The organism is Candidatus Eisenbacteria bacterium (genome assembly GCA_018831195.1).
Lineage (GTDB): Bacteria > Eisenbacteria > RBG-16-71-46 > CAIMUX01 > JAHJDP01 > JAHJDP01.
This window is the reverse complement of sequence record JAHJDP010000032.1, coordinates 133,981-158,282: the sequence shown is the minus strand read 5'-3', so window position 1 is coordinate 158,282 and position 24,302 is coordinate 133,981. Positions and strand designations below refer to the sequence as shown.

Here is a 24,302-nt window from a genome sequence, read left to right as displayed (position 1 = left end):
TTACCTCCCCAACCTGCCTATCCCTGTAGATTCAACTGGATTACCGCACCCCCGCCTTGGAAAGGAATTCATCGAGAATTCCGGCAAGATCCGGCTGCCCGATCGATTGGGCCTCATACCTGACCCGGAGGGCCGGTTTGTTGATTTTGAGAATCCTGCGGATATCAACAGGCGTCGCCGCCAGTACAACATCGCAGTCCACCGCATTGATGGTTGTTTCCAAATCCTTCACCTGGCCTTCCCCATAACCCATCGCGGGAAGGAGGCATCCAATTCCTGGATATTTATCAAACGTTTTCTGCAACTCCCCAACGAGATAAGGCCTGGGATCGACGATCTCAGCCGCTCCGAACTTCATCGCCGCCACAACACCGGCGCCGATCTTCATCTCGCCGTGGGTCAAGGTGGGTCCATCCTCGACACAGAGAACCCTTTTGCCCGTGATCATCTTGGGATCTTCCACGGTCAACGGGCTGGCCATCTCCACCACCGTCGCCGTGGGATTCCACTTCTGGATGGCCGCATGCAGAGCTTGTACATTCTCAAGACAGGCGGCATCGACCTTATTTATAACAATCACATCGGCCAGAATGAAATTTGTGTGGCCCGGGTAATATGCTGTTTCGTGGCCGGGGCGCAGCGGATCGACGACGCAGATCGTCAGATCGGGTTTGTAAAATGAAAGGTCGTTGTTCCCGCCGTCCCAAAGAACGACATCGGCTTCCTTCTCCGCCGCTTTCAGGATGAGTCCGTAATCGACGCCGGCCATGACAATCGTACCGTTCTCAATATGCGGTTCGTACTCTTCCATCTCCTCAATCGTGCACGCATGCTTCACGAGATCATCGAGGGTGGCGAATCTTTGAACGCCCTGTTTTTCGAGATCGCCGTAAGGCATCGGATGCCGGATGGCGACCGTCCGGACACCACGGCTCTTCAGATGCGCCGTCACCTGGCGGCTCACCGGGCTCTTTCCACACCCGGTCCGCACCGCCACAACCGCGATCACCGGTTTGGTGGAGGGGAGCATCGTGGCCTTTGGACCCATCAGCTTGAAATCGGGCCCCATCGCCAGGATCTGATGGGCCTTGGTCATGATGGTTTGATTGGAGACATCGCTATAGGCGAAGACCACCTCGTCGATTTGCTCCTTATCGAGGAGTTCCGGAAGATCCTCCTCTTCAATAATCGGAATCCCTTCGGGATAATTTGGACCGGCCAAAGAGGGGGGATAAGTCCTGCCGGAGATATAGGGGATTTGAGTCGCCGTGATGGCGACGATTTCGGTCTCTGAATCGTTTCGGTAGACAGCGTTGAAGTTGTGAAAATCACGCCCTCCCGCTCCCATAATGACAACCCTGCGTTTCACTTCTCCACTGCCTCCTTTAGAAATGCATGTGACATCTTGGATCGTGCCCCGATCGGGTGCAACATCGGCCACATTGGGTGAGAATTTTCTGCACAGAAAGCTTGACGTTACCAGTGCTTACAGTGCCCGTCAAGAAGGGCTGTTCCCCTCATTTTCCTTCCAGCCGGCCCCTGACAAGCGGGTCGTCGAGTAGCCCTCCAGCGTCGGGACAATCTCGACACGCCCCCCCCATCCCACGACATCATCGCGGCCGACAACGGTTTCCGGCCGGTAATCGCCTCCTTTGACCAGCACAGCGGGTCTCAGGGTCTGGATCAGCTTCAACGGGGTATCCTCGTCAAAAAGGACGACCCCGTCAACAGGGCGCAAGGCGATCAGGATCCGGGCACGGTCCCGCTCGGCGGTCAGCGGTCTTTGAGGCCCCTTGAGGCGCCGGACCGAGGCGTCGGTATTCAAACCGACAATGAGCCGGTCACCGAATGAAGCGGCCCGCTCCAGCAGATGGATATGTCCCAGGTGCAGAAGATCAAAGCACCCGTTCGTGAAGACCAGAGTGAGATTTTGATCGCGGATTCCCCGCGCCCAGGCGGCGGCTTCATCCCAGTCCATGACCTTGGCGGATGAACCCGGCCTGTTGACGGCCTCAGCCACTCTCGGTCCCCTTTCCGGCCAAGCGGTTATTGAAGGATCGAAGGATCTCTTCCCTCCGCACGACGGCGGTGCCGACTTCGCGGATCACGCGTCCCGCCGCGTGGTTCGAGATCACCACCGCCTCCGGCAGGGTCGCCCCGGCGGCCAGCGAAATCGCCAGGGAGGCGATAACGGTATCCCCGGCACCGGTGACATCAAACACCTCTTTCCCCACGGTCGGAAAATGTTGAACCCGGTCATCCTTTGTAAAGAGGCTCATCCCATCTTCACCCCGAGTGATCAGAATCGCCTCGGGCTGCAGATGGCGGAAAAGACCGAGGCCCACCTCTTCCAGCGTCTGGAGATTCGAAATCCGCCGCCCATAAACGGTTCCGGCTTCCAATTGATTCGGTTTGATCACGGTGACCCGCCGGTAGGCCATGAAATGCCTCTCCTTGGGATCGACACAGATGGGAATCCCCTTCTCCCGCCATTTAGGAAGAAGTTCATTGAGAAGGGAGGCGGTGATAAACCCCTTTCCATAATCGGAGAAAATGATCCCGGCGACGCCCTTCATCGCCTTTTTGATCGCTGTCAGAACGGTTTCCAATACGGCCCCATGGATCTCTTCGCGACTCTCGCGGTCAGCCCGCAGAATCTGCTGATGCCGCGCCACTACCCGTGTTTTCAAGGTCGTCACCCTCTCGGGATCGACCACGATCCCATCGGTGGAGAGGCCGGCGCTCTGCAACTCCGAGAGCAGAAGATCCCCCTCGGGGTCGGCGCCCCGTATCGAGACCAAGACCGCTTCTCCTCCCAGTATGGCGATATTCCGGGCAACATTGGCGGCCCCACCCAAACGGTGAGTTTGTCGGTGTGTCTCCACAATGGGGACGGGCGCTTCCGGGGAAATGCGCGACGCCTCCCCCCAGAGATAGCGATCCAACATCGAATCCCCAAGGACAAGCATCTTCTTGCCGGAAAATCCGGCGAGCAGCTCTTCGACCCGTTCGATTTCAAGATAATTCATAAGGATTCAAACCTTGCTGTAAAGTGTCTCAGGAAAGGCGCCTCATAGGTCAGACGCAATCCCTTGAATTCATGCCGGCGCTCCCAAACGTTGAGGATGACCTCGGTCAGGAAATCGATGTGGCTTTGAGTATAGACCCGGCGGGGAATCGCCAGACGCACCAACTCCATCGGTGGTTTCGATTGACCACCCGTCTTAGGATCGGTTTTTCCGAACATGACGGTGCCGATCTCCACACCGCGAACCCCACCCTCCAAATAGAGTTCATTAGCGAGAACCCATCCGGGGAATTGATCCCGCGGCAGATGATCGAGGAATGCACCGGCATCGAGATAAACGGCGTGCCCCCCGGTCGGAAGGATCAGCGGGACGCCGGCGGCATCCAATTTATCGCCGAGGTACTCCACGGAGCGTACCCGGTACCGCAGATAATCCTCATCCAAGACCTCGCGCAACCCCTGCGCGATGGCCGACAGGTCTCGTCCCGCTAAACCGCCATAAGTCGGGAAACCCTCGGTCAGTATAAGAAGATTCCGCGCTTCTTGCGCGAATTGATCATCATGGAGTCCGAGGAAGCCTCCGATATTCGCCAATCCGTCTTTCTTGGCGCTCATCGTGGAAACGTCGGCGAGAGAGAACATTTCCTGCGCGATTTCCTTAATCGATTTTAATGCATATCCCTCTTCGCGGTGTTTGATAAAGTAGGCGTTCTCGGCGAACCGGCAGGAATCGAGAAGGAAGATCGCATCATGCGCGTGCGCCAGTCGCCGGGCTTCTTTTAAATTCGTCATCGAGACCGGCTGCCCGCCGCCTGAGTTATTTGTGACGGTCATGATGACCGCCCGCACATGGCCGCCGGCCGCCTTGAGTTCCTCTTCCAATCGCTTGAGATCGATATTCCCTTTGAAGGGATGCCGCACTGACGGCACCAAAGCCTCGGGGATCGGCAGATCCTTGGCGGTAGCCCCTGTAAACTCGATATTGGCGCGCGTCGTGTCAAAATGTGTATTCCCCAAATAAACGGCGCCCTCGCGGTGTAAAACGGTGAAGATGATCTTCTCGGCGGCCCGGCCTTGATGGGTGGGGATAATATGCTTAAATCCGGTAATGGAACGAACAACCTCTTCGAATTCGAAGAAGGAACGGCTCCCGGCGTAGGATTCGTCCCCGCGCATGATGGCGGCCCACTGCTCCGCCGACATGCTGTTGGTGCCGCTGTCGGTGAGGAGATCGATTAATACATCATCCGCCCTCACCTGAAAGAGATTATAGCCCGCCTCGCGCAGGATCCTTTCCCGCTCTTCGCGAGTTGTCATCCGGATCGGCTCCACTGATTTGATCTTGAAGGGTTCAATAATCGTCTTCATGCCTTTCCTCCTCAAAAAACGTCCCATCCCGGCGTCATGCTAACAGAGCGCGCGGGAAGGGTCCAACGCGACATCTTGCCATCAGGTCTTCATGGGCCTACCTTTGGGCTTTCCGGTCGGAGCCGACAAGGGGCGCGGTCCAATGACGGGCTGGATCATAAAGCAGGTTGATAAAGAAAAGGGGTGATCATGAAGGTCTGTGTCGTGGGGGCCGGTTTTCAAGGGACAGCCTGTTTGTGGGACTTTGCGCGGCAACAAAACATCACGCATCTCGGCGTCGCCGATAAGTCGGCGGAGGCTGTGGCGGCCCTCAGATCGCTTGCGTGGACCCGCGATATCAAGGCCGCCATCATTGACATCTCCAATCCCGCCGCCTGCACCGCCTTCTTGAAGGACTATGATGTCGCCGTCAGTGCCGTTCCCTATTTTTACAACGAGGGATTGACGCGTGCGGCCATCGAGGGTGGTTCTCATCTGGTGGATATGGGCGGCAACACCGATGTGGTGATGGCCCAGCACGCCCTGGACGCCGAGGCTCGCAGCGCCGGCGTCTCTATCCTGCCCGACGGGGGGCTTGCCCCCGGTCTGGTCGGCGTTCTTGCCGGATTCTTGATTCGGGAGGAAAGGGCCGCCGAGGTCTGGATGCGGGTGGGCGGCCTCCCTCAAGAACCCTTCCCCCCGCTCGGATATCGGATCACCTTCTCGCCCTATGGATTGTTAAATGAGTATTCCGGCGATTCCATCATGCTCCGGAACGGCCGGATCACGCGCCGGCCGGCATTGGAAGAAGAAGAGTCTATAACATTCGATGGTCTGGAAGAGTTGGAAGCGGCTCTCACCAGCGGCGCCACTTCCACCCTTCCTTTTACATTCGAAGGCCGGATCCAAGATTTGACCTACAAGACAATCCGCTACAAAGGGCACTTCGCTCAGCTTCGCCTGCTCCGTGACTTGGGATTGCTGGATGACAGATCGCTTTCGATCGCCCCGCCGGCCGGCGGTGAGCCTTCCGAAATCCCGCTTCGGGATGTGATGGCCCGCTTATTGACTGAAAAGATCGGCGGGACGCCCGTTCCCGACAGGATCCTGCTTCGGGTAGGCTCACGCCGGGGCGGGATCAAGGGCGAACCGGCACGGACCCGCGTGTTTGAACTCCACGATCTTTATGACGCCGCCTCCGGTTTGACATCGATGCAACGATGCACCGCTTTCCCGGTAACGGTGGAAGCCCTCATGCTGGGAAGCGGCGTTATCCCGGGACCCGGGGTTCTAAAACAGGAAATTGATGTGGATGCCGTGCGGATGCTGGCGGAACTCAGGAAGCGGGGGCTCGATCTGAAAGAGCGGGTTTTGGAGCGCTAAATCGCAAACGGGCGGATCAGCGGGTCTTCTCCCGGCTCTGGAGAATCTCCATATATTGGGTGAGGCGCCGGATGCGTGTCTTCTCCTGCCGCTTGGAATAACTGATGACGAGGTTGCGCAGCATCCGGATGATAATATCCCGGGATGAAGCGACGGAGATATAATCCTCTTTAAAGTAATACCCCGCCTTTGACAATATCTGCGCACAATCCCTTTTCGTGAGCAAACGCCCCCGGTTGAATGGATCGAGATAAATCTCCATCTGGGGTGTGTCATATTTAGCGAGGAAGTGACCCGGGAGGCCGACACCCCTGATAGGCAGTCCTAGACGTTCCCCGATGAGAACGTACAAGGCGGAAAGAGAGATCGGAATCCCGGTCCGCCTCTTAAGAACCATATTGATAAAATTATTGTCCGGATCGTAATAGTCGCTCGTGTTCCCCGTGAAATTAAGTTTATCAAAAAGATGCGTATTGACGGCGAGGATCTCCTCGCGGGGACTCTGTGCTTCCGCCAAGGCCGGTTGAATCGCCTCGGCGATAAGATCGAGTTTGCGTTTGATCTGCGACGGGCGGACACGGGGATACTCGATCCGAGCCATCACACAGAGGGCCTCTTCAAAATTAAAGACGGCATCATCCTGTGATGCCAGTTTTTGGAATTGCTGTTCGAGCAAATCGAGACGGATCCTCGCCACGGCATACCGGGCTCTGATCCGGATCTTCGGATCAGGATCTTCTGAAGCCGCCTCTAGCAAAGGCAAAGCGCTGTCACTCACCTTCAGCAGGTGTCCCCACACCATGCTTAGGATTTTGGGATCGTCATCTCCGAGGAGAGAGATGAGTGCCACGAGCTCTTTATTCATATCTTCGCCTTACCCTATCTTTGATGAGACTTCTTCCACCTACACTGTAATGATACCAAATCTATGCATTACAACTCAACTCCAACATATGCTCCAAATCCTCTGTCACTTTGAAACTCAGGAAGTTACACCGCTTCAGAAAGGTGGACTCGAGGTTTTATACGGTGTACAAAATTAACGGTTCCCGCTGAAGTGGGAACGTGGCGCCGTCACACAGGATAGAAGATGAGGCGCGGCGCCCGTAAGCAATGCGAACAACAAAAGTGAGGCCGTCTGATGATCTGTACGACATCCAACATTATTGAGAGGGCGCGGCGCATCTGTTCGCCCCCCACCACCTCCTTTTATGAAGAGGGTGTGGCTCAAGTCCTGCTGGCCTGGGCTGCAGAGATCGGACTCCCCCGCCGGATTGATGAGTGGGGGAATCTGCATGTGGGACCCGCTCCGGGCCGCACCAAAGGGAGAACCCTCATCTTGACGGCGCATATGGATCATCCGGGTTTTGTTGTGGAATCCGTTCGCGGCCGCCGGGCCCGGTGCCGGTGGTTCGGCGGTGTTCTCCCCGATTATTTCGACGGGGCTATCGTCAGGATCGAACGCTGGTCGGCGGGGCGGAAAGTCAAGAGCATCCGAGGACGGATAACTTCGAAGAGCTTGAATGAAAGAGGCCGTGTCGCCTCGATCAGGGTTCTCTTCGATGAAGCGGTGCATGCGGGTGAAATCGGCTGTTGGGATCTTCCCTCCTTCCGGCGGGTTGGGAATCATCTTTTCGCCCGCGCGGCGGACGACCTCATGGGTTGCGTCGCGATCACCCTCGCCATGGATGCTATCGCCAAACTGAAGCGGCGGGCGCCTGTCCGCGCGATCTTCACCCGGGCGGAAGAAGTCGGCTTCGCCGGCGCCACCACTCTCGCCCTCAGCGACCTTCTGCCGCGGGAAGCTCTCATCATAGTTATGGAGACCAGCAAGGAACTTCCACGGGCCTTACAGGGCCGGGGACCGGTTCTCCGGGTCGGCGACCGGATGACCCTTTACGATCCCGGTGTCGCCCATTTTTTGCACAAAACCGCCGAATCTCTCTCTGCCTCAGACCGCCGCTTCAAGTTCCAGCGGTGCCTCATGGATGGCGGGGCGTGCGAGGCCACGGCCTTCGGTTTGCTCGGCGCCCGAACCGGCGCCTTCGCCCTACCCCTGCGACATTACCATAATATGAGCCGGACCAGGCTCGCCCCCGAAATGGTGCATCTCGAGGATCTCCGGGGATTGGTAACCCTACTCACCGCCATTGCTGGTGAAGCGGCCGGATTACCCGTGCGGGGATCCTTGCCGGCCGGTGAAGTGAGACAGATTTTAAAGATCGCATCCGAGTATCGGAAGGATCTGAAGCGCCCCTATAAAGACATCGGGCAGAAGCTTGAGCGACCGATCGACTGAGAGAGTCCCGATCGCCCTTCTGATGGTGCGGCCGGGATTCGTCTGCGCTGTGGGATGTTCTGACGAGGGATGGTATGATGACCTTGTTCCGACGGATGGGAAGATGGGATTCCGAGGGGATACTGAAAATGAGCGTGGAGGGAAAAGAGATGAAGGCTGACCGTCGATTCATCACGATCCTGGGGGTTCCCTGGCTCGTAGGGTGCTGCTTCACCGTCGTGGGCTTCAATGCCCTCTCCGCTTCCACCGCGCCCCCGCCTGAAGATCCGGCCGTCATCTCGTCCAAAGAGGATTCCCCCTTGGAATTTCGCGGCCCGTATCTTTCGCCCGAGATCTTTCCCCAGGATCTCTATAATGATCCCCGGCTGGAATATGATGTCCTCGAATATGAGCTGTCCTTCGAGCCCCATTTTGAGGATTCGACTTTGACGGCCGAGACTATCATGCGGATTGTCAGCCTTCGCGCTCTTGATGAGGTGGTTGTTGATCTTAAGACGGCGATGGTGGTCAGCGCCGCTTGGTTGGACTCGCTCGGCACGCCGGTGGACCTCCCCTTTTCACATGAAAATCAACAGGTCGTTTTGTCCCTGCCGGAGATGGTGGCGGGTCAGGATACACTGACGCTGGGACTCTCATGCGAAGGCAGGCCCTCGTCCTCCTTCGCACACAAGATTTTTGGATCCCATGGACGCGATGCTTATAAATTTCCGATTGCCGCAACCCTGAGCGAGCCGGAGGACGCCCATGGCTGGTGGGCCTGCAAGGACCTTCTCACAGACAAGGCTCTCGTCTCGGTCCATCTGACCGTCCCCGAGGGATATGTCGGCGTCTCCAACGGCGAACGGATCAGCACGATCGCCGGAGTGGATCAGCGGACCACATCCAATTGGAATTGCCGTTACCCGATGTCCACCTATCTCGTTTCGATCGCCGCCACCAATTATGTGACCTGGGATACAACGCACGTCACCGCGATGGGCGATACGATCCCTCTGACCTACTATGCCTATCCCGAAGATGAAGCCGACGCCCGCGCCGATTGGGCCATAACCGGCGAAGCGATGACGGTTCTGGAGACCCTCTTCGGACCTTATCCCTTTCACCGCCCCAATTCGGCCGAGGGATACGGCATGGCGGAATTTCACTGGATCACGGGCGCCGAAGAACACCAGACGATGACCAGTTATGGCTCCGGCTTCATCAACGGGCGAAACGTCTATGATCATTTTGTCGCCCATGAATTGTCGCACCAATGGTTCGGCGATGCCGTCACCCTGACTCACTGGGAGGACATGTGGACGAAGGAGGGTTTGGCGACCTATTGTGAAGCCCTCTATCTGGAGAAACGCGTCTTGTTGCGCTTGGGGGAAGGCGCCGAGAAAGAAGCGGCCCGCGTCCTAAAAGAGGCGATGGAAGCCCGCGCTCTGAATCACTTCAGCGGCGCCGTCGGCGCACCGAAAGAAGGTTCCTATTATAGTTCAACCATCTACCGCAAAGGAGCCTGGGTTTTTCACATGCTTCGCCGGATTTTGGGGGATGACCTCTTCTTCTCCGCGCTGGCAAACCACTACAAATTGTATAAGTACGATCTGGCCGGAACCGCCGAGCTGGTTCGAACCATCGAGGAAACGTACGGTGAAAGCCTGAGCTGGTTCTTCGATCCTTGGCTCTATGAAGAGGGGCGGCCGTTGATCGCCTATGATTGGACGACCCGTGAGCTTGATGATGGACGATGGTCGATTCATCTCCATTTGGAACAGAACCAAACCCAGGCTTTGTACCGATTGCCGCTCGATATCCTCCTCACTGCCGGGACCGATTCGACCGCCCGGGAAGTTTGGCTGGAAGGGCGGTGGCAGGATATCTCCCTGGAGGCCGAATTCAAACCGGAGAATCTGATCCTGGATCCCTATGGTTGGATCCTTGCCGACGAGGAAATTCTGCCGATGACCGGCCAGCTTCGACTCGAAAACCCTTTCCCGCAGCCCTCCTCGGTCGGCCACGCGATCACTCTGCGCTACTTTCTGCCGCAATCGGGCGTTGCGGAGATTGATCTCATCGATGTCATGGGACGGCGCGTCGGATCGATCGTTTCCAAAGAACATCCGGCCGGATGGCAGCTGATGGAATGGAGCGGCGGTCTGGGGACGCGTTCTCCGGCGGCCGGGCTCTATTGGCTGCGTCTCCGGCAATCAGGCCGGACATCGGCTCAAAAGATCATCCTCCTGGAATAGGCGGCTCACCTTCAAAATGAATATTGGACCTGTCCAACTCTGTAAAACGCCCCTCTTCCTTGCGCCAATGGAAGATGTCACCGACCGGCCTTTCCGGCTCATCTGCCGGCGACACGGCGCCGATGTCGTTGTAACCGAATTTATAAGCGCCGAGGGACTCATCCGCGAAGCGGCGAGGAGCCGAAAAAAAACGATCCTTTCTCCGGAGGAACACCCGGTCGGCATTCAAATCGTCGGGTCGCGCCCCGAAGCCATGGTGGAGGCGGCCCATATTGCAGAGGCGGCCGGCGCCGATTTTGTGGATATCAATTTCGGCTGTCCCGTAAAAAAGCTCGTCCGCCGGGGCGAAGGAGCAGGGTTCCTCAAAGATCCGGCCCTTATGGGTCGGTTGACGGCGGCGGTGGTCGAGGCGATTGATGGACCCGTTACCGTCAAAACCCGCTTGGGGTGGGATGCCTCGTCGATCTGCATCGAAGAGGTAGCCCAGCGAGTGGAGGAGGCGGGGGCATCCGCCTTGACGATTCATGCCCGGACCCGTCATCAAGGTTATAAAGGAGAGGCCGATTGGGAATGGATTCGAAGGGCCAAAGAGTGCGTCTCGATCCCCATCATCGGCAATGGTGATATTAAGGGACCCCACGATGCATGGCGGATGTTGAACGAGACCGGTTGCGACGCTATCATGATCGGCCGGGCCGCTATCGGGAATCCATGGCTCTTCCGCCGCTGCCGTATCTTTCTGGAAACGGGTGAAGATCCCGGCGAGCCCCGCTTTGAGGATAGGAAAAGGGTTATCCTGGAACAGCTCGAGGATAAGATTCAGGAAAGCGAAGAGACCAGGGCCGTCATAACCTTCCGGAAATTCTATTCGGGTTATCTCAAGGGATACCCCCTGGTGGCAAGACTCCGGACGGCGCTGATGGAGGAGGTCACCGTCGCGGGAGTCGAAGCCTGTTTAACATCTTACGCCGATTCTCTGAGAAAGTGGGAGGAGGCTCGTTTTGAAGCAACCCCTGAAGCGACCCGGGAAGAAACCGGCTAGATCCGGCCTTCCGGGCGCCGGTGGCACGATGGAATCCCCTCCCCCAAAAGAGGTGATGGAGGCGCTCGGCCGCGCCCGCTCTTTGGCGGCGATCGATTTGACCCCCGTCACACGGCAACCCCGCGGCGCTGTTGTCCTGGATGGATCAGGACGGACAGCGGAGGGTTCATCGGTTGAGTTCGCGGAGCGACCCGGTCTCAGTGTTTGCGCGGAACAGGTCGCTCTCTCGGCGGCCGTCATTGAAAAGGTCTCACCGGCTGCTATCGTGATATGGACGAAGGCAGGCTCATCATCGCCTTGGCCCTGTGGCGCTTGTCGGCAGGTTCTGATCGAGCTGGCGCCGGCCGCCGTTCTCTGGCTTCAAGTCGGCGATCAGCCTCCCATGCAGGTTAGGGTGCAGGCATTATTGCCCCACGCCTTTGGCGGTGAGGATTTGCCGGTGCCTCCCGGTCTGGCAGATCGCTAATTGCGGCCGCCGAGCCCAGCGGCGATGGAAGGATGTCTCATGACGGATAGGATCCAGCGCATCATCGAGGATGTCGTCACTGAGGTGCTGAAAGAAGTCCAATCCGGCTCCGTGGCGCCCCCGGCCCGTCTCATCGCCATCGGCTCCGATCATGCCGGCTTCCAGCTGAAACGATCGCTGATCCGCTTTCTCACCGAGGAATTGGAAATGGAACCGCTCGATTGCGGGACCTTCAGCGAAGAATCGGTCGATTATCCCGATATCGCGGAGAAGGTCGCCCGCTCCGTCTCCGAGGGCCGTTGCCCGCGGGGCATCATGATTGACGGCGCCGGTGTCGGATCGACCATGGTCTGCAACCGGATACCGGGTGTTCTTGCCGCTCCTGGTTTTGATCTCTTCACCGTTCGCAACAGCCGGGAGCACAATGACGCCAATCTTTTGGTTCTCGGGTCTAATGTCGTTTCCTCAGGCGAGGCCCGGCGTCTTGTTCGTGTCTGGCTCAAGACGCCCTTCGCCGGCGGGCGCCACGCCCGGCGGGTAGAAAAGATTCGCAAACTCGATCCGAAGGGAAATCGCGCAAGCACCCCACCGGAAACCTATCCGCAATAGATTTTGGCAGATGGCCTTAAGAGGAATCAGTCTCATGGACAACCGCTTGACACCCTCCATTCCGGCAGGACTGCTTGAGACCATCACTCAAGAGGTCTTGAGAAAACTCCAGGAGCCGGAATCCCAGAGTCTGGCGGAATCAAGCGCGCTCTGCTCGGATTGTACATCCGTCGGATTTTGCGCCAGCGAGTGTATGGAGAAGACCTCTTTTCTCGCCTCGCAGGGTGTCGATCGGGTCGGAGGCCGTTTGGGGATGGGACCGGTCCCCCAAAATATCGCCCCGATGATCGATCACACGATCCTAAAACCCGACGCCACCGAAGATGAGATCCTCCGTCTCTGTGAAGAGGCCCGCACCTACCGGTTTGCCTCTGTCTGCGTCCAACCCCGCTATGTCCGTCTCTGCGCCCGCGCCCTCGAAGGATCGCCGGTCGCGGTTTGCACCGTGGTCGGCTTTCCGCACGGCGCGAATGAATCGGAAGTCAAAGCTTTTGAGGCACAACTCGCCCTCGGCCGGGGCGCCCGGGAGATCGACATGGTCATCCCGATCGGCGCGGCGAAATCGGGTCGATGGGAACAAGTACGAGAAGATATCCGCAGTGTTGTGAGAGTGGTCCCCCCTCCCAATCTCACAAAGGTCATTCTAGAGATGGCCTATCTCACGACATCGGAAAAGCGAACCGCCTGCCAGATCGCCAAAGAGGAAGGCGCCGCATTCGTCAAGACGTCCACAGGGTTCGGACCCGGAGGTGCGACGCTGGATGATATCCGCCTGATGCGGGATGTTGTCGGTCCCTCGATGGGGATCAAGGCGGCGGGTGGCATCCGTGACAAGGAAACTGCTGAGAAGATGATAACAGCCGGCGCCACAAGGATCGGCGCCAGCGCGAGTATACGGATTGTGTCGGGAAACGGGGATTCGCGATAAACTTGGCCCACGAGCAAACAATCCTTGCCGTTGAATATCACCTTCTGTTAGATTGAGCGCCCAGAGTCAGTTTTAAAGCTTTGCGTGTCGGAGCCCTTTTCAGAGACACATGGAGGTCTCTTGAGAACGCCGAAAAATCGGATGTATAAATTAGCCCCCCCATGCTCCCGGCTGGGTTTGCTGCTCTTGTTGGGAATCTTATTTCTATGCCACCCTCTGCAGGTCCAGGCGCAGGATACCGGGCAGATCGCGGGCACCGTTTTTGACAATGAAACCGGTAAGCCGCTTCCCTACGCCAATGTTGTCGCGGTCGGCACCGGTCGCGGAGCTGTGAGCCAGGCCGACGGATCATTCCTCATCAACGGGGTTCCGCCGGGGCCGCAGGAAGTTCGCGCCAGCTATATCGGTTATACCCTTATGTCTATCGAGGTTGTTGTTGAAGTCGACCGGACCGTTGATGCCGATTTCAAGCTCGTGCCCGAGGCACAGGAGTTAAAGACGGTCGAGGTTCGCGCAGAACGGCCCCTCGTTGAGGTCGATAAGACCTCTACCGTCCGCTCTTTTAATGCTGAAGAGCTGAAGAACCTGACCCTGGAAACAACGCTGAATAGCGTCGTCGAACAACAACCTGGGATCACCGAAGATCGCGGCCGGCTTCATATTCGCGGCGGCCGGTCCGATGAGACGATCCTCATCGTCGACGGTGTGCGGATGAAGGATGTCCTCTCCGGCAATTCCGAATCAGGATCGATTTCGGCCCGGAGCGTCGCCGAGGTCGATATCATCACCGGTGGATTCAATGCAAAGTACGGCGAAGCCCTTTCCGGTGTTATCGAGACGCGTTTAAAAGACGGCACCGAGGATTGGCACGGTTCCTTCCATTACGAGACCGATCATGTCATCTCCGACTGGGAAACCGATCACGGTGAGTTCCAACTCAGCGGCCCCAATCTCATTCTTCAAGGGATCCAGAACCTCTTCGGGCTGGGCGGCGAGACGCCCACCTTCTTTGCCGACATCTCCGGCGAAGTGACCGATACGAACCTTCCGAGTATCGGTGATCTTCCGGGACGCTATCTCAACTCCTCTTATGAAGACAATTTCTTCGGTGGGTTTAAATACGGCCGGTTCTTTTACCCAAGAGCCAACAACGCGTGGCGCGGCGTCTTTAAGACGGCCTGGAAACTCGGCCCGAAAGACAAGGTCAGCGCCACCCTGACAAAATCACTTTCGTTCAGTGAAGGATTCGGCGACGTCGATATCGCAGATATTGATCGAAATAACTACACCTATCCCTGGGTTTGGAAGAATCGTCTGGATCATTATTATACTTTTACACATGATCAGAACAGCTTCTCGAGCACGTGGCAGCATACGTACGGTGTAAAGACCATCCAGACATTAAGACTCTCCCGTTTCTTTACATCGACACACCGGGATGTGGCCGGCAAGCACTGGACCGAGTACGATCTCTCACAAGACCGGGATTTCCCATACCAATATTATGAGAATGATCCCTATTTTATCGATTACGGCGACGCCCCCGATTACCGGGATCAATATGTTGAGACCTGGGGTTTGACGGGCGATTGGGCCTGGACGCCTTCTAATCACAAGATGGAGTGGGGATTCCATTCACAGGTTGAAGAAGTCCAGTTCTTGACGATCAATGCCGCATCGGTCGTCTGCGATTCCCTCTCCTGCAGCAAGCCGCTGGGTGATGAATTCGATCTCTTCCGCGTCTACCCCACAACCGGCGCCTTTTATCTTCAAGATGCGATGGAATATGAGGGTTTTATTGCGAGACTCGGCCTTCGATATGATTATTGGTTCCCCGGCGAGCAGGTCGAACGTCTCGTCAATGAAGCGAACCGCCCCACGATCACCGAAGGCTTGAAGGATGATTTTTACAAAGACACCAACGGAATCTTCGGCCGGCGTTTCAAGGGCCACCTCTCTCCACGTATCGGGATCTCGTATCCGATTTCACAGAGAGATCATGTCTTCTTCCACTACGGGCATTTCAGTCAGAGACCGGCTTATTTTTACGTCTATGCGAAATCGGGCAGCCAGTCGAGCGAAGCCTTCCCCCGCATTGGGAATCCCAATTTAAATCCCGAAGTATCCGTACAATACGAGATCGGGATGGGCCACCAATTCACAAACACCATGGCGCTCAAGCTGACCCTCTTTAACAAAGATATCTATGATTACCCGACATCGACAACAATCGTCATTCCCGGAAGCACAACCGGACGCAGCAACTATTACATCTATCAAAACATCGATTATGCGCGGACGCGTGGCCTGGAATTGGAGCTGAAAAAACGACGGACGAATTTCTGGTCGGGTTCTGTCGCTTATACTTACTCGGTGTCAAAGGGAAAAAACTCCGACCCCAACGCCCTGCGACAAGTCCAGGAAGCGGGCGGAGACGCGCGCGAAACAGAATTAGAAGAGATCTTTCTCTGGTGGAACCGGCCTCACAAACTCGCCGGCTGGCTCGATATCCGGTTCTATGAAGACGAGCAACCGCCCAAGTGGCTCGGCATTGCCTGGCCCAAGGACATCGGATTGAACATTTATTATATGATCCGCAGCGGGCGCGCCTATACACCGCAAACAGTAGACGGACTCGAATCCGGACAAAAATATTCGAGAAACGGACCTTTTGACAGCACTCTGAATTTCACCCTCACCAAGGGCTTAAGTTTCTGGGGAAAACGCTGGGAGGTCTTCCTGCAGGGATGGAATGTCTTCAATCATCGAACGCCCAGAAGCTTCGATTGGGCTACCGGGAAGAAATATAAGCTGGGGGAAGGCAGTCTGGACTCCCCCTTTGAGAATCCGGAGAATTTAAACCTCTCCGATGAAGAGTTGATTGACGTGGCGGGATATGAGGTGGGACCGGATCAGACTCAGGAAGAGGTGGCCACTGGGATACGGCGCACCATTCAAGCCAACATCAGCCGGTATGCCAATCCCTCATACCTCGACGACCCCCGGCATTTCCGTTTGGGTTTGACGATGGAGTGGTAAATGATGACTTTCCGCTCGCCTTTCATCCATGGTCTTCGAACGTCCATCCTGGTTGTCGCCCTGCTCATGGCCGCTGTGCCGGTTCTCGAAGCCCAAACTGATTTGGGGGGCCAGCGTGTCGGAACGGCATCGGGCACCTTTTTAAAGATACCTTTCTCCGCCCGCGGCGCAGCCCTCGGAGGAGCCTATGCCGCCCTGGTCACGGGACCGGAGGCCGTCTTTATCAATCCGGCCGGTCTAAGCCTCCAAGAAGGTTCCGGCGTCGCCGTCGGTTTTGTACAATGGCCGGCCGACCTGACCATCACTTCCGCCGTCTATTCGCATTATCACCGGGGATTGGATATGCATCTCGCTATTTTTGGCGCTGGTATGCATACAACCATGACTGAGACAACGGAGTTCAATCCCCTCGGCATTGATGGGCGTGAGTTCTCCTTCTCCGACTGGGTTGCGGGTCTCAGCATGTCACGGCACTTCACCGACCGGCTCACCATTGGTGTCGGCATCCGGTATTTTCGGGAGAACCTGGGAACCGAAATCGGCGGCCCTTCGATCAATGCCGTCCTCTTCGACGCCGGGAATATCTACCGGCTGGGATTTCGAGCCGCCAGACTCGCCTTTTCAATCAATAATTTCGGTGGAGACCTCCGGCCCGGCGGATCTTATGTCAGCAGTACGCAGGGCACAGAGATAAGATATGCCGCCTTTTCCGCTCCCACCCTCTTCCGACTCAGCTTCGCCATCGACACCTGGCGGCGGAATGATCAGGTCCTCTGGATGGTGACGGAAATCCAGAACCATGCCGACAATGAAGAGACATTTATCGGGGGGATGGAATACGGATACGGAAACATTCTAACACTGAGAGCCGGATATAATTTCAATAGTGACGTGTTCCGGCTCGGATTGGGCGGCGGCCTGAAAACCGAAGTGGGAGGAAATCCATTGGCGCTCGACTACGCCTATAGCGACGGCGATTACCTTGGAGATGTTCATCACTGGAGTTTAACGTTTAACTTCTGAGGAATGTATGGCATTGGCTGAACGGTCGAATAAATCCAGGTCCTTGAAATCCGGCATCCCGGCTGTGATTCTGGCGGCGCTTACCCTGATCTTCATCGCCGCATGCGGCCAAAAGTTTGACCTGCCGCCTCAGCCCGAGCCCGGCCGCCTGCCGGAGCCTGGAACCTACAATCTCTTCACCATCTGGCCGATGGAGGCCCCCACCGATATCGCGGTGCGCGGATCCTACATTTTTGTTATCCAAAACGAATCAGAACTCTCCGCCTATTTGAGCTACCGGAAAGACGTCGCTCCGGCGACGGTCATCGAGCCCTTCAACGGATTGATCCAACCGGTGCGCATCGCCATCGCCAAACGCGATTCCACCTTCGTTATCGTCGCCGACAAGGGCGATATGACGATCAAGAGATATTTCTATCTCGGCGGCGATCCGGTTCACACCTTTACTGATTCCACCTGGGTTGAATTCTCCGGTCTCACCGCTGATGCGTATCTCAATGTCTATATCGCGGATGCCACGCGCGACAGCATTCTTGTCTATGACGACCAAGGACATTTCAAACGGCTGCTCTCCGATCGCGGCACCGGTTCCGGCTACGTCATCGCACCGCACGGCTTGGATCATAATGGTGATATGGTCATCGTTGCGGACACCGAGAAAAACTGGGTGCAGCGGCTGGATCCCGATACGACAAACATCGCGCTCTTCTCAAGACCGATCGGGCTCGATGTCGATCTACTGGCCCCCTTCGACGTCGCCGCTGATCCAAATGCCGAGTTCATCTTTGTTGCGGACACGCAGGTCAAAAACGACACCCTCACCTGCACACGGGTGCTGAAATTTCTGACCACCGGGGCCTTTGAAGACACGGTCTATACGGCCACAAAAATCGATCTGAACTTCCCCATCATAGCGCCGAGCTTTGTCGCATCATGGAATGATCTGGATGCCGATTTTGTATACGTATCGGATCCGCTGGGGAACCGGGTCGTTGTCCTGCAACTTGTGAGTCAATAATGGCACTTAAATATGGTAGTTAATTATGGTTTTTAATCACAGTGAAAAGCTAAAAGAAAACCACCACCGCCGCGGGGGAAGAATGGATCGCCGGACCTCCAAACTCGTGTTGATCGTGCCGACGATCTTCCTCCTCATCGTCCTCACCCAACCCTCCGGTCTTTTTGCCGATGAGGACCATGCGGCCCCCTGGTGGGCGCGCTCGGAGCCTGTGCCCATGCCGCAGGCGTCGGATACAACGGTTTATTCGATTGTGACCGGGGGAAACGAAGTCGGCCTGTCGCTTTTTAACAATGGCTTTTTCGGGAATAATCTCGCCAACCGCTCCCCCTCCCTCGAATATCCTCTCGGATCGTCGGAAGATCATCTCGTCCGGGCGGGCCCCTGGGTCGGCGGTATCAAGCCGCGCAGGGATGAAGACGGAGTTTATGACTCCCTGGTCACCACGGCGACGACCGACGGTACCTACGGCTCCTTCAGCAGCGAGGCCGTCAGCGAATTTTATCCTGCTGACACGATCGGTTTTATTGAGAAGTCGATCCTTCCGAATAGCCGCTATTTCAGCCGGGACGCCAAGAGCGAGCAGGATCTCATCGCCACCTACTTCGACCGGCATGGACATGCCAGTGAGTATCACAAACCGCTGGGTATCAAGATCGAGCAAGAGGTTCTACAATTTTCCTTCGAGCCCTTTGACGCGATCATTCTCGTCAATTTCAAGATCATCAACGTGGATCCGATTCTTCCCATCTATGACCTCTATATGGGGTTCTACGCCGAGTTCACCTCGGGCTGGAAAGACGGCCATTCAGAGTGGCCACCCAGCGGATGGTTCAAGAAAAAAGATATTGCCTATGTCGATTCATTGAGGCTCTTTTCCGAGCATCACTATAACCTTGATAACGGCAACTGCCCATCCTGGGCCGGGCTGAAGCTCCTCGGCATCCGGGGGCCGACCGAGCAAGATACCGTCTCGACAAAGAGGGTCTCTTTCAACTGGTGGGATTGGGATCCAAACGGCAACCTCCCCGGCACTCCCGATGTCGATGTGGAACGATACCAAACCCTTTCCAACGGTTCGATTGATGCAACCTCACAGGTCGAAGCGCCGAATCATGACCCCGTTTCAACCCTCTCCGTAGGGCCCCTCGGATTCGCTGCGGGTCATTGGCCCGACTCCCTCGGCGGCGGGGAACGCTTCATTCTGGATTATGGGGATACGGTCACCGTATCTTTCGCCCTGATCGGTGGCGAGCCCGTCCCCCATGAGGGACGCTCGGCCGCGGAAGATCTCGCTTTTAACGCAAAGTGGGCTCAAACGGCATTCGATCTCAATTTTAATATTCCCGTCCCTCCTCCATCCCCCGACCTTTGGGTCATCCCCAATCGCAACCGCATCACGCTGCGGTGGACCGATATCCCTGAATCGTTCATCGATCCCAAGACCGCCACGGAGGATTTTGAGGGGTATCGGATCTATGTGAGTGAAACCAAGGAAATGAGCGATTTTAAACGGGTGAGGGAATTCGATCTCGTCGATTCTGTCTTTTACAATACCAGTCTAGACGAAATCGTGGCCGATCCTATCGTCGTCATCAACGGCGAGGACACGCTGACCTACACCTACGCTTATGACATCACAGAGGTCCGGGACGGATTTAAATATTGGGTGGCGCTCACTTCTTTTGATACCGGAACCCCTGAGGTGGCATCGCTCGAGAGTGGGACGTCACAAAACAGAACCATGGTCATACCCGGCGCCCGTTCAGCGGATGAAACGGGAACAGCGAACAATGTCATTGTTTTCCCTAATCCATACCGGGGAGATGCCGTGTGGGACGGCCCCCTCTCCCGGGACCGCTACCTCTGGTTTATCAATCTCCCCAGCCGTTGTACGATTCGTATCACCACGCTGGCCGGCGATCTTGTCGATACGATCGACTTCGACGGCGGCACCTACAATGCTCAGGAGATCCGCGGAATTTTTGATCCGACCGACCCAAGGGATCCCGATCGTGATCTTCCGATCCTCTCAGGCGGTATGGCGGCATGGGATCTGATCTCAAAGAACGATCAGGGCATCGCCACAGGCCTTTACCTTTTCTCCGTGAAGGATCACAACACGGGGAAAACACAAGTCGGCAAGTTTCTGATATTGGAATAGGATGTCCCGGCTATGCGCAGTTATACTATTTTTAGACGAAATCTCATCCCATCCTTGATCCTTTGCGCGGTCGTGACCGCCGCTATATTCAGTAATGGATGCGAAGTCGATTCGGGTGTCGGGCGTCCCAACCTGCCGCCCCAAACAAACATTTTCGTTAAGCAGGACACTCTGAATCCCCTGAATTACCAGCAGGTCATTCACTGGTGGGGATCCGACACGGATGGCTTTGTGGCGGCCTTTCTCTACAAATGGAGCGCTCCCTGGACTCCCGCGCCCGAAGACACCCTTTGGACCGAAGATTCCACCTGGGTATGGACCCAAGCCACCTCAGACACCTTTCTTCTCCCGGTGGAAGGTTCCTATAGACGGCTCACTTTTGAAGTGATGGCGATCGATAATGAGGATCTGACGGATCCAACCCCGGCGACCCAGGTTTTCACCGCCTTGAACAACCCGCCGACGGTTGAGTGGAGCCGCGGATGGGTCCTGCCGACCCGTTCCCTGCCCGCGACCAGTTTTGCCTGGAGCCCGGAAGATCCCGAGGGGCGGAACACCGTCGCCTATGCCCTCCTCTGGTTGGAGCCCGATTCCGCGGGAACGGTTCAGCGCGTGGAGCGCGATACGGTCGCTTCCGTTCTCCCCGAGCAATTCAAGGTTGACGGCGTTCCCCTCTATGGCGAACGAACGATGAAACTGCAGGTCTTTGATGAGGCGGCCACCGGATCCAATGTCTTGGAGCATACTTGGACGGTCGACGGACCGAGCGGGCCCATTCTCCTCATCGACAATGTCTCGGCCTGGGTGCCGGGATATACAACTGAGGATAATTTCTATCGAAATATTCTCGAATCCATCGCTCCCGGCCTCGTACATGTCCTCGATGTGGAGCGGGATGGCGGATTCCGCGCCGGCGCCGAAGTCTTCCCCCTCTTCTCCCTTTTCGACGCGGTGATTTGGTATTCCGGCCCCGCGGTCGAATCAAATGACGCGTCGATGAAAGAGAATCTCGAGAAGGCCGAAAAGGGTCTCGCCGAATACCTGCAATGGGGCGGCCATCTCTACCTCAGCGCCACCAATCTTTTCGGCACGAATGGAGGGCTCACGAACAGCTCCTTTAGGGAGCTCACCGGGTCCGACACACTCTACACACACATTTATAATGAGGCGGTTACGACCAATATCACCCTCCCAAGCCCCAATTATCCGATACTCCTGAATCCCGATGTTTTGAATCCAACCGCCGATCCGATCATCTCACCCCCCGATACCCTCACGATGCAACAGAGGGCCGTGAATGTTGAGTTCTTCTCCTCCCCGCCGGAAGAAAACCGCCTGCTCTGGCTCGCCCCGGCGACTCTCGATACCTCAGATATTCATCAACAAGCCTATGCCGAATTCCACTGCGGGATTCGCCGGCAAGTCTCGGAGGGGCGCCTGGTTCTGATGACCTTCCCCCTCAGCCGGGCCAGCCGCTTGGGGAATCACGTGGCCGTCGGGACCGCCCTGCTCGAGTGGCTTCTCGAGCCCTAATCCTCCGGGTGCCGGAAGGTCGCTTCGCCTAACTTCCTGTTGGATATCAAATTAATGCAAATGTCTTGGGATGGGGCCTATTTTTGATTGTTTGACGCCGGGTCGCTTATAAGTTATAATATGAGTGGAATTGTATGGTTGGAAACCGGTTCGCCGTACAGCGGTTACGACGGATGGGTGACCTTTACACTCTGGGGCAGATCCATAGGAGGCACCAACGCATGAAGCGTTTTAATGGTTTTCTATTCATCCTTTGCGCCTTTCTCCTGGTGAGCTTTATTGCGGCTCCGGGAACGGCCCGCGGGGATGATTCGATCTATGATATCGAGCTGGGGGTATACAATGTGGGAGACCCCGTCACTGTAGAAGGTGTGATCGTGACGGCAACCGGTTTTTGGGGCATCAATGTCCAGGAACCCGTTGCGGATGGCACCTGGGGATATAAGTGGAGCGGTATCTGGGTTTATACCGGCAATACCCATCTGGGCAATGTCACCCGTGGCGACATTGTCAATGTTACGGGTGTTTATCAGGAGTATTACGAACTCTCCGAGATCGATATCACTCTTGGCGGCGGTTCCATCACCGTCGTCTCCTCAGGCAATACCCTGCCCGCTCCGGTCGATGTCCTCATCTCCGAGGTCAATGACACGGGTATCGATGCCGAAGCTTATGAAAATGTTCTGATCAAGGTGGATCGTAATGACACCTCTCTCTTCTCCCGGGCTCCGGATACCTATGACGAGTGGTATCTCTCTACCTCTGCGACGATCGGCGCCGGCGACTCCCTACTCATGGAGCATATCTCCGCTGATCCTGACGGAGACTTTCTTTATGAAACACCCGATTCGGGAACAGAGCTGGCGTTCTCGATCGGTACCCTGACCTACAACCATAATCAGTACAAACTCGCCCCGCGCGACTGCAATGACAACGGCGGCATCTGCAAGCCCTCTCTCCTGAGCGCCTATTCGACAGGACCCAATAGTCTTGGTGTTCAGTTCTCCGTCGATGTCGAAGAAGCGAGCGCCAATGACGCCGACAACTATGAGCTTCTCTCCGGCCTGCTCATCACCAGCGCCCAGCGGGACCCCAACAATCACAAGAAGGTCCACCTGACAACTCAAACCCAAACCAATGCGGCGCCCGAGCAGATTATTGTCAACGCCGTTAAATCGGAAAGCGGCGGATTGGAGATGGATCCCGATCAGACCTATGATTTCCTTGCCGGGATCACCACGATCTATGCCATCCAGCATATCGATCCCCCTTACACCATCGACGCGTCGCCCCTGCTCGGCTCGGTGGTTACCGTTCAAGCAACCGTCACCGCCGTCGATGGCACCTACTACTTCCTCCAGGAAGCCCCTGGCGGCGCCTGGCATAATATCTATAGCCGTATCGCGGCCACCGGAGCCGGCGTCCGCGTCGGCGATGTTGTCCAGGTCGCTGGTGAGGTTCGCGAATACTACGGCCTCACCCAGATCGGTTTCCGCAACGGCGTGAACCACTTCGTCAATCTGGGTGGATCGCGCGATGCGGTCGTCATCACACCCGTGACGGCTTCCGAGATTCACTACAACGCTTGGACGGTCGGTCTCAACGAACCGGAACCGCTGGAAAGCGCCCTCGTTCACCTCGGACCGGCGATCGTCGATTCCTCGCTCGTTTTCGATGACGCGATCTATAACGAGTGGTTCCTGATTCAGGAGCCCGACACGGCCGCTTGTCATTTGGCCTTCTTGACCGGCGTCACGATTTATTACACTCCGTGTGTCGGTGATGAAGTTGAGATGACCGGTGTGCTATCCTACGACTTCTCGCAGTACCGGGTTGTCCCGAGAAATGATGACGATATTACGATCATCAGCGGCTGCAATATCGCCTCGGTCGACGAACTCAACGGCAACAAACTCTGGTTGTCGCCCGCCCGCCCGAACCCGTTTGGCCAGATCTCCTCGCTGGGATTCGGTCTGCCGGCAAAGGGCCAGGTTGATCTGGCCATCTATGGAGCCGATGGACGACTCGTTCGGACACTCTTCAATGGCACCAAAGAAGCCGGCGCCCACATGGTTCAGTGGGACGGCAGGAATGACGCCGGACACAAAACGCCCGCCGGTCTTTACTTTATCCGGCTCCAGACGCCGCAGGGCGATCGGAATGGAAAGGTTTTGATCGTTCGGTAAAGC

Annotated in this window: 18 protein-coding genes; 13 read left to right on the top strand and 5 right to left on the bottom strand. The window is 56.5% G+C overall.

Annotated elements, in window-relative coordinates:
- Positions 1-40: 40 nt before the first annotated feature.
- The 4 genes from KJ970_06610 to KJ970_06595 form a co-directional block, all read right to left on the bottom strand.
- Positions 41-1,348 carry a cyclic 2,3-diphosphoglycerate synthase gene (locus KJ970_06610; GenBank protein ID MBU2690584.1) on the bottom strand — a complete coding sequence of 436 codons (1,308 nt, stop codon included), beginning with the start codon at positions 1,346-1,348 and terminating at the stop codon, positions 41-43.
- A gap of 150 nt (positions 1,349-1,498) precedes the next feature.
- Complete coding sequence (gene rfaE2 / locus KJ970_06605) at positions 1,499-1,978, bottom strand: D-glycero-beta-D-manno-heptose 1-phosphate adenylyltransferase (GenBank protein MBU2690583.1); 480 nt, start codon at positions 1,976-1,978, stop codon at positions 1,499-1,501.
- Between the two features lie 34 nt (positions 1,979-2,012).
- Positions 2,013-3,029 (bottom strand): D-glycero-beta-D-manno-heptose-7-phosphate kinase, encoded by a 1,017-nt coding sequence (rfaE1, locus tag KJ970_06600; GenBank protein ID MBU2690582.1) that lies wholly within the window; start codon positions 3,027-3,029, stop codon positions 2,013-2,015.
- A complete protein-coding gene (locus KJ970_06595; protein ID MBU2690581.1) occupies positions 3,026-4,396 on the bottom strand; it encodes a tryptophanase in 1,371 nt (456 codons plus the stop codon). Before KJ970_06595 ends, rfaE1 begins: the two co-directional genes overlap by 4 nt.
- 189 nt (positions 4,397-4,585) lie before the next feature.
- On the opposite strand from KJ970_06595, the gene KJ970_06590 reads away from it, so the two are divergent.
- Complete coding sequence (locus KJ970_06590; protein ID MBU2690580.1) at positions 4,586-5,758, top strand: saccharopine dehydrogenase NADP-binding domain-containing protein; 1,173 nt, start codon at positions 4,586-4,588, stop codon at positions 5,756-5,758.
- A gap of 16 nt (positions 5,759-5,774) precedes the next feature.
- On the opposite strand, the gene KJ970_06585 is transcribed toward KJ970_06590, so the two are convergent.
- Complete coding sequence (locus KJ970_06585) at positions 5,775-6,623, bottom strand: transglutaminase-like domain-containing protein (GenBank protein MBU2690579.1); 849 nt, start codon at positions 6,621-6,623, stop codon at positions 5,775-5,777.
- Positions 6,624-6,899: 276 nt separating this feature from the next.
- Here KJ970_06585 and KJ970_06580 point away from each other — a divergent pair, with 276 nt between their 5' ends.
- The 12 genes from KJ970_06580 to KJ970_06525 all read left to right on the top strand — a co-directional run bounded on the left by KJ970_06580 (position 6,900) and on the right by KJ970_06525 (position 24,299).
- Positions 6,900-8,057: a hypothetical protein gene (locus tag KJ970_06580; GenBank protein MBU2690578.1), complete on the top strand. Its 1,158-nt coding sequence runs from the start codon at positions 6,900-6,902 to the stop codon at positions 8,055-8,057.
- A gap of 149 nt (positions 8,058-8,206) precedes the next feature.
- Positions 8,207-10,291 (top strand): hypothetical protein, encoded by a 2,085-nt coding sequence (locus tag KJ970_06575; protein MBU2690577.1) that lies wholly within the window; start codon positions 8,207-8,209, stop codon positions 10,289-10,291.
- Between the two features lie 16 nt (positions 10,292-10,307).
- Entirely contained in the window at positions 10,308-11,333 is a 1,026-nt protein-coding gene (dusB, locus tag KJ970_06570) for a tRNA dihydrouridine synthase DusB (GenBank protein ID MBU2690576.1), read from the top strand.
- Positions 11,293-11,799: a cytidine deaminase gene (locus tag KJ970_06565; protein MBU2690575.1), complete on the top strand. Its 507-nt coding sequence runs from the start codon at positions 11,293-11,295 to the stop codon at positions 11,797-11,799. Before dusB ends, KJ970_06565 begins: the two co-directional genes overlap by 41 nt.
- A gap of 39 nt (positions 11,800-11,838) precedes the next feature.
- A complete protein-coding gene (locus tag KJ970_06560; protein MBU2690574.1) occupies positions 11,839-12,408 on the top strand; it encodes an RpiB/LacA/LacB family sugar-phosphate isomerase in 570 nt (189 codons plus the stop codon).
- A 253-nt stretch (positions 12,409-12,661) separates the two neighbouring features.
- Positions 12,662-13,336, top strand: coding sequence for a deoxyribose-phosphate aldolase (deoC, locus tag KJ970_06555; GenBank protein MBU2690573.1), 675 nt, complete (start codon positions 12,662-12,664; stop codon positions 13,334-13,336).
- Between the two features lie 120 nt (positions 13,337-13,456).
- Complete coding sequence (locus KJ970_06550) at positions 13,457-16,375, top strand: TonB-dependent receptor (protein MBU2690572.1); 2,919 nt, start codon at positions 13,457-13,459, stop codon at positions 16,373-16,375.
- Positions 16,376-17,398 carry a PorV/PorQ family protein gene (locus tag KJ970_06545; GenBank protein ID MBU2690571.1) on the top strand — a complete coding sequence of 341 codons (1,023 nt, stop codon included), beginning with the start codon at positions 16,376-16,378 and terminating at the stop codon, positions 17,396-17,398.
- A 43-nt stretch (positions 17,399-17,441) separates the two neighbouring features.
- Positions 17,442-18,416 carry an NHL repeat-containing protein gene (locus tag KJ970_06540; protein ID MBU2690570.1) on the top strand — a complete coding sequence of 325 codons (975 nt, stop codon included), beginning with the start codon at positions 17,442-17,444 and terminating at the stop codon, positions 18,414-18,416.
- 82 nt (positions 18,417-18,498) lie between these two features.
- Positions 18,499-20,580, top strand: a complete 2,082-nt coding sequence (locus KJ970_06535; GenBank protein MBU2690569.1) for a hypothetical protein — start codon at positions 18,499-18,501, stop codon at positions 20,578-20,580.
- A gap of 12 nt (positions 20,581-20,592) precedes the next feature.
- The gene (locus tag KJ970_06530; protein MBU2690568.1) at positions 20,593-22,113 is read left to right on the top strand and encodes a hypothetical protein; all 1,521 of its coding nucleotides are present in this window, start codon (positions 20,593-20,595) and stop codon (positions 22,111-22,113) included.
- Positions 22,114-22,334: 221 nt separating this feature from the next.
- Entirely contained in the window at positions 22,335-24,299 is a 1,965-nt protein-coding gene (locus tag KJ970_06525) for a T9SS type A sorting domain-containing protein (GenBank protein MBU2690567.1), read from the top strand.
- The last annotated feature ends 3 nt before the right edge of the window (positions 24,300-24,302 follow it).

Excerpts from the sequence above, each read along its gene's own strand:
- KJ970_06545 (MBU2690571.1), top strand. The coding sequence starts at position 16,376 with ATGATGACTTTCCGCTCGCCTTTCATCCATGGTCTTCGAACGTCCATC.
- KJ970_06535 (MBU2690569.1), top strand. The coding sequence starts at position 18,499 with ATGGATCGCCGGACCTCCAAACTCGTGTTGATCGTGCCGACGATCTTC.
- KJ970_06610 (MBU2690584.1), bottom strand. The coding sequence starts at position 1,348 with ATGGGAGCGGGAGGGCGTGATTTTCACAACTTCAACGCTGTCTACCGA.
- KJ970_06575 (MBU2690577.1), top strand. The coding sequence starts at position 8,207 with ATGAAGGCTGACCGTCGATTCATCACGATCCTGGGGGTTCCCTGGCTC.
- KJ970_06530 (MBU2690568.1), top strand. The coding sequence starts at position 20,593 with ATGCGCAGTTATACTATTTTTAGACGAAATCTCATCCCATCCTTGATC.
- KJ970_06525 (MBU2690567.1), top strand. The coding sequence starts at position 22,335 with ATGAAGCGTTTTAATGGTTTTCTATTCATCCTTTGCGCCTTTCTCCTG.
- dusB (MBU2690576.1), top strand. The coding sequence starts at position 10,308 with ATGAATATTGGACCTGTCCAACTCTGTAAAACGCCCCTCTTCCTTGCG.
- KJ970_06585 (MBU2690579.1), bottom strand. The coding sequence starts at position 6,623 with ATGAATAAAGAGCTCGTGGCACTCATCTCTCTCCTCGGAGATGACGAT.
- deoC (MBU2690573.1), top strand. The coding sequence starts at position 12,662 with ATGGGACCGGTCCCCCAAAATATCGCCCCGATGATCGATCACACGATC.
- KJ970_06580 (MBU2690578.1), top strand. The coding sequence starts at position 6,900 with ATGATCTGTACGACATCCAACATTATTGAGAGGGCGCGGCGCATCTGT.
- rfaE1 (MBU2690582.1), bottom strand. The coding sequence starts at position 3,029 with ATGAATTATCTTGAAATCGAACGGGTCGAAGAGCTGCTCGCCGGATTT.
- KJ970_06590 (MBU2690580.1), top strand. The coding sequence starts at position 4,586 with ATGAAGGTCTGTGTCGTGGGGGCCGGTTTTCAAGGGACAGCCTGTTTG.
- rfaE2 (MBU2690583.1), bottom strand. The coding sequence starts at position 1,978 with ATGGACTGGGATGAAGCCGCCGCCTGGGCGCGGGGAATCCGCGATCAA.
- KJ970_06560 (MBU2690574.1), top strand. The coding sequence starts at position 11,839 with ATGACGGATAGGATCCAGCGCATCATCGAGGATGTCGTCACTGAGGTG.
- KJ970_06595 (MBU2690581.1), bottom strand. The coding sequence starts at position 4,396 with ATGAAGACGATTATTGAACCCTTCAAGATCAAATCAGTGGAGCCGATC.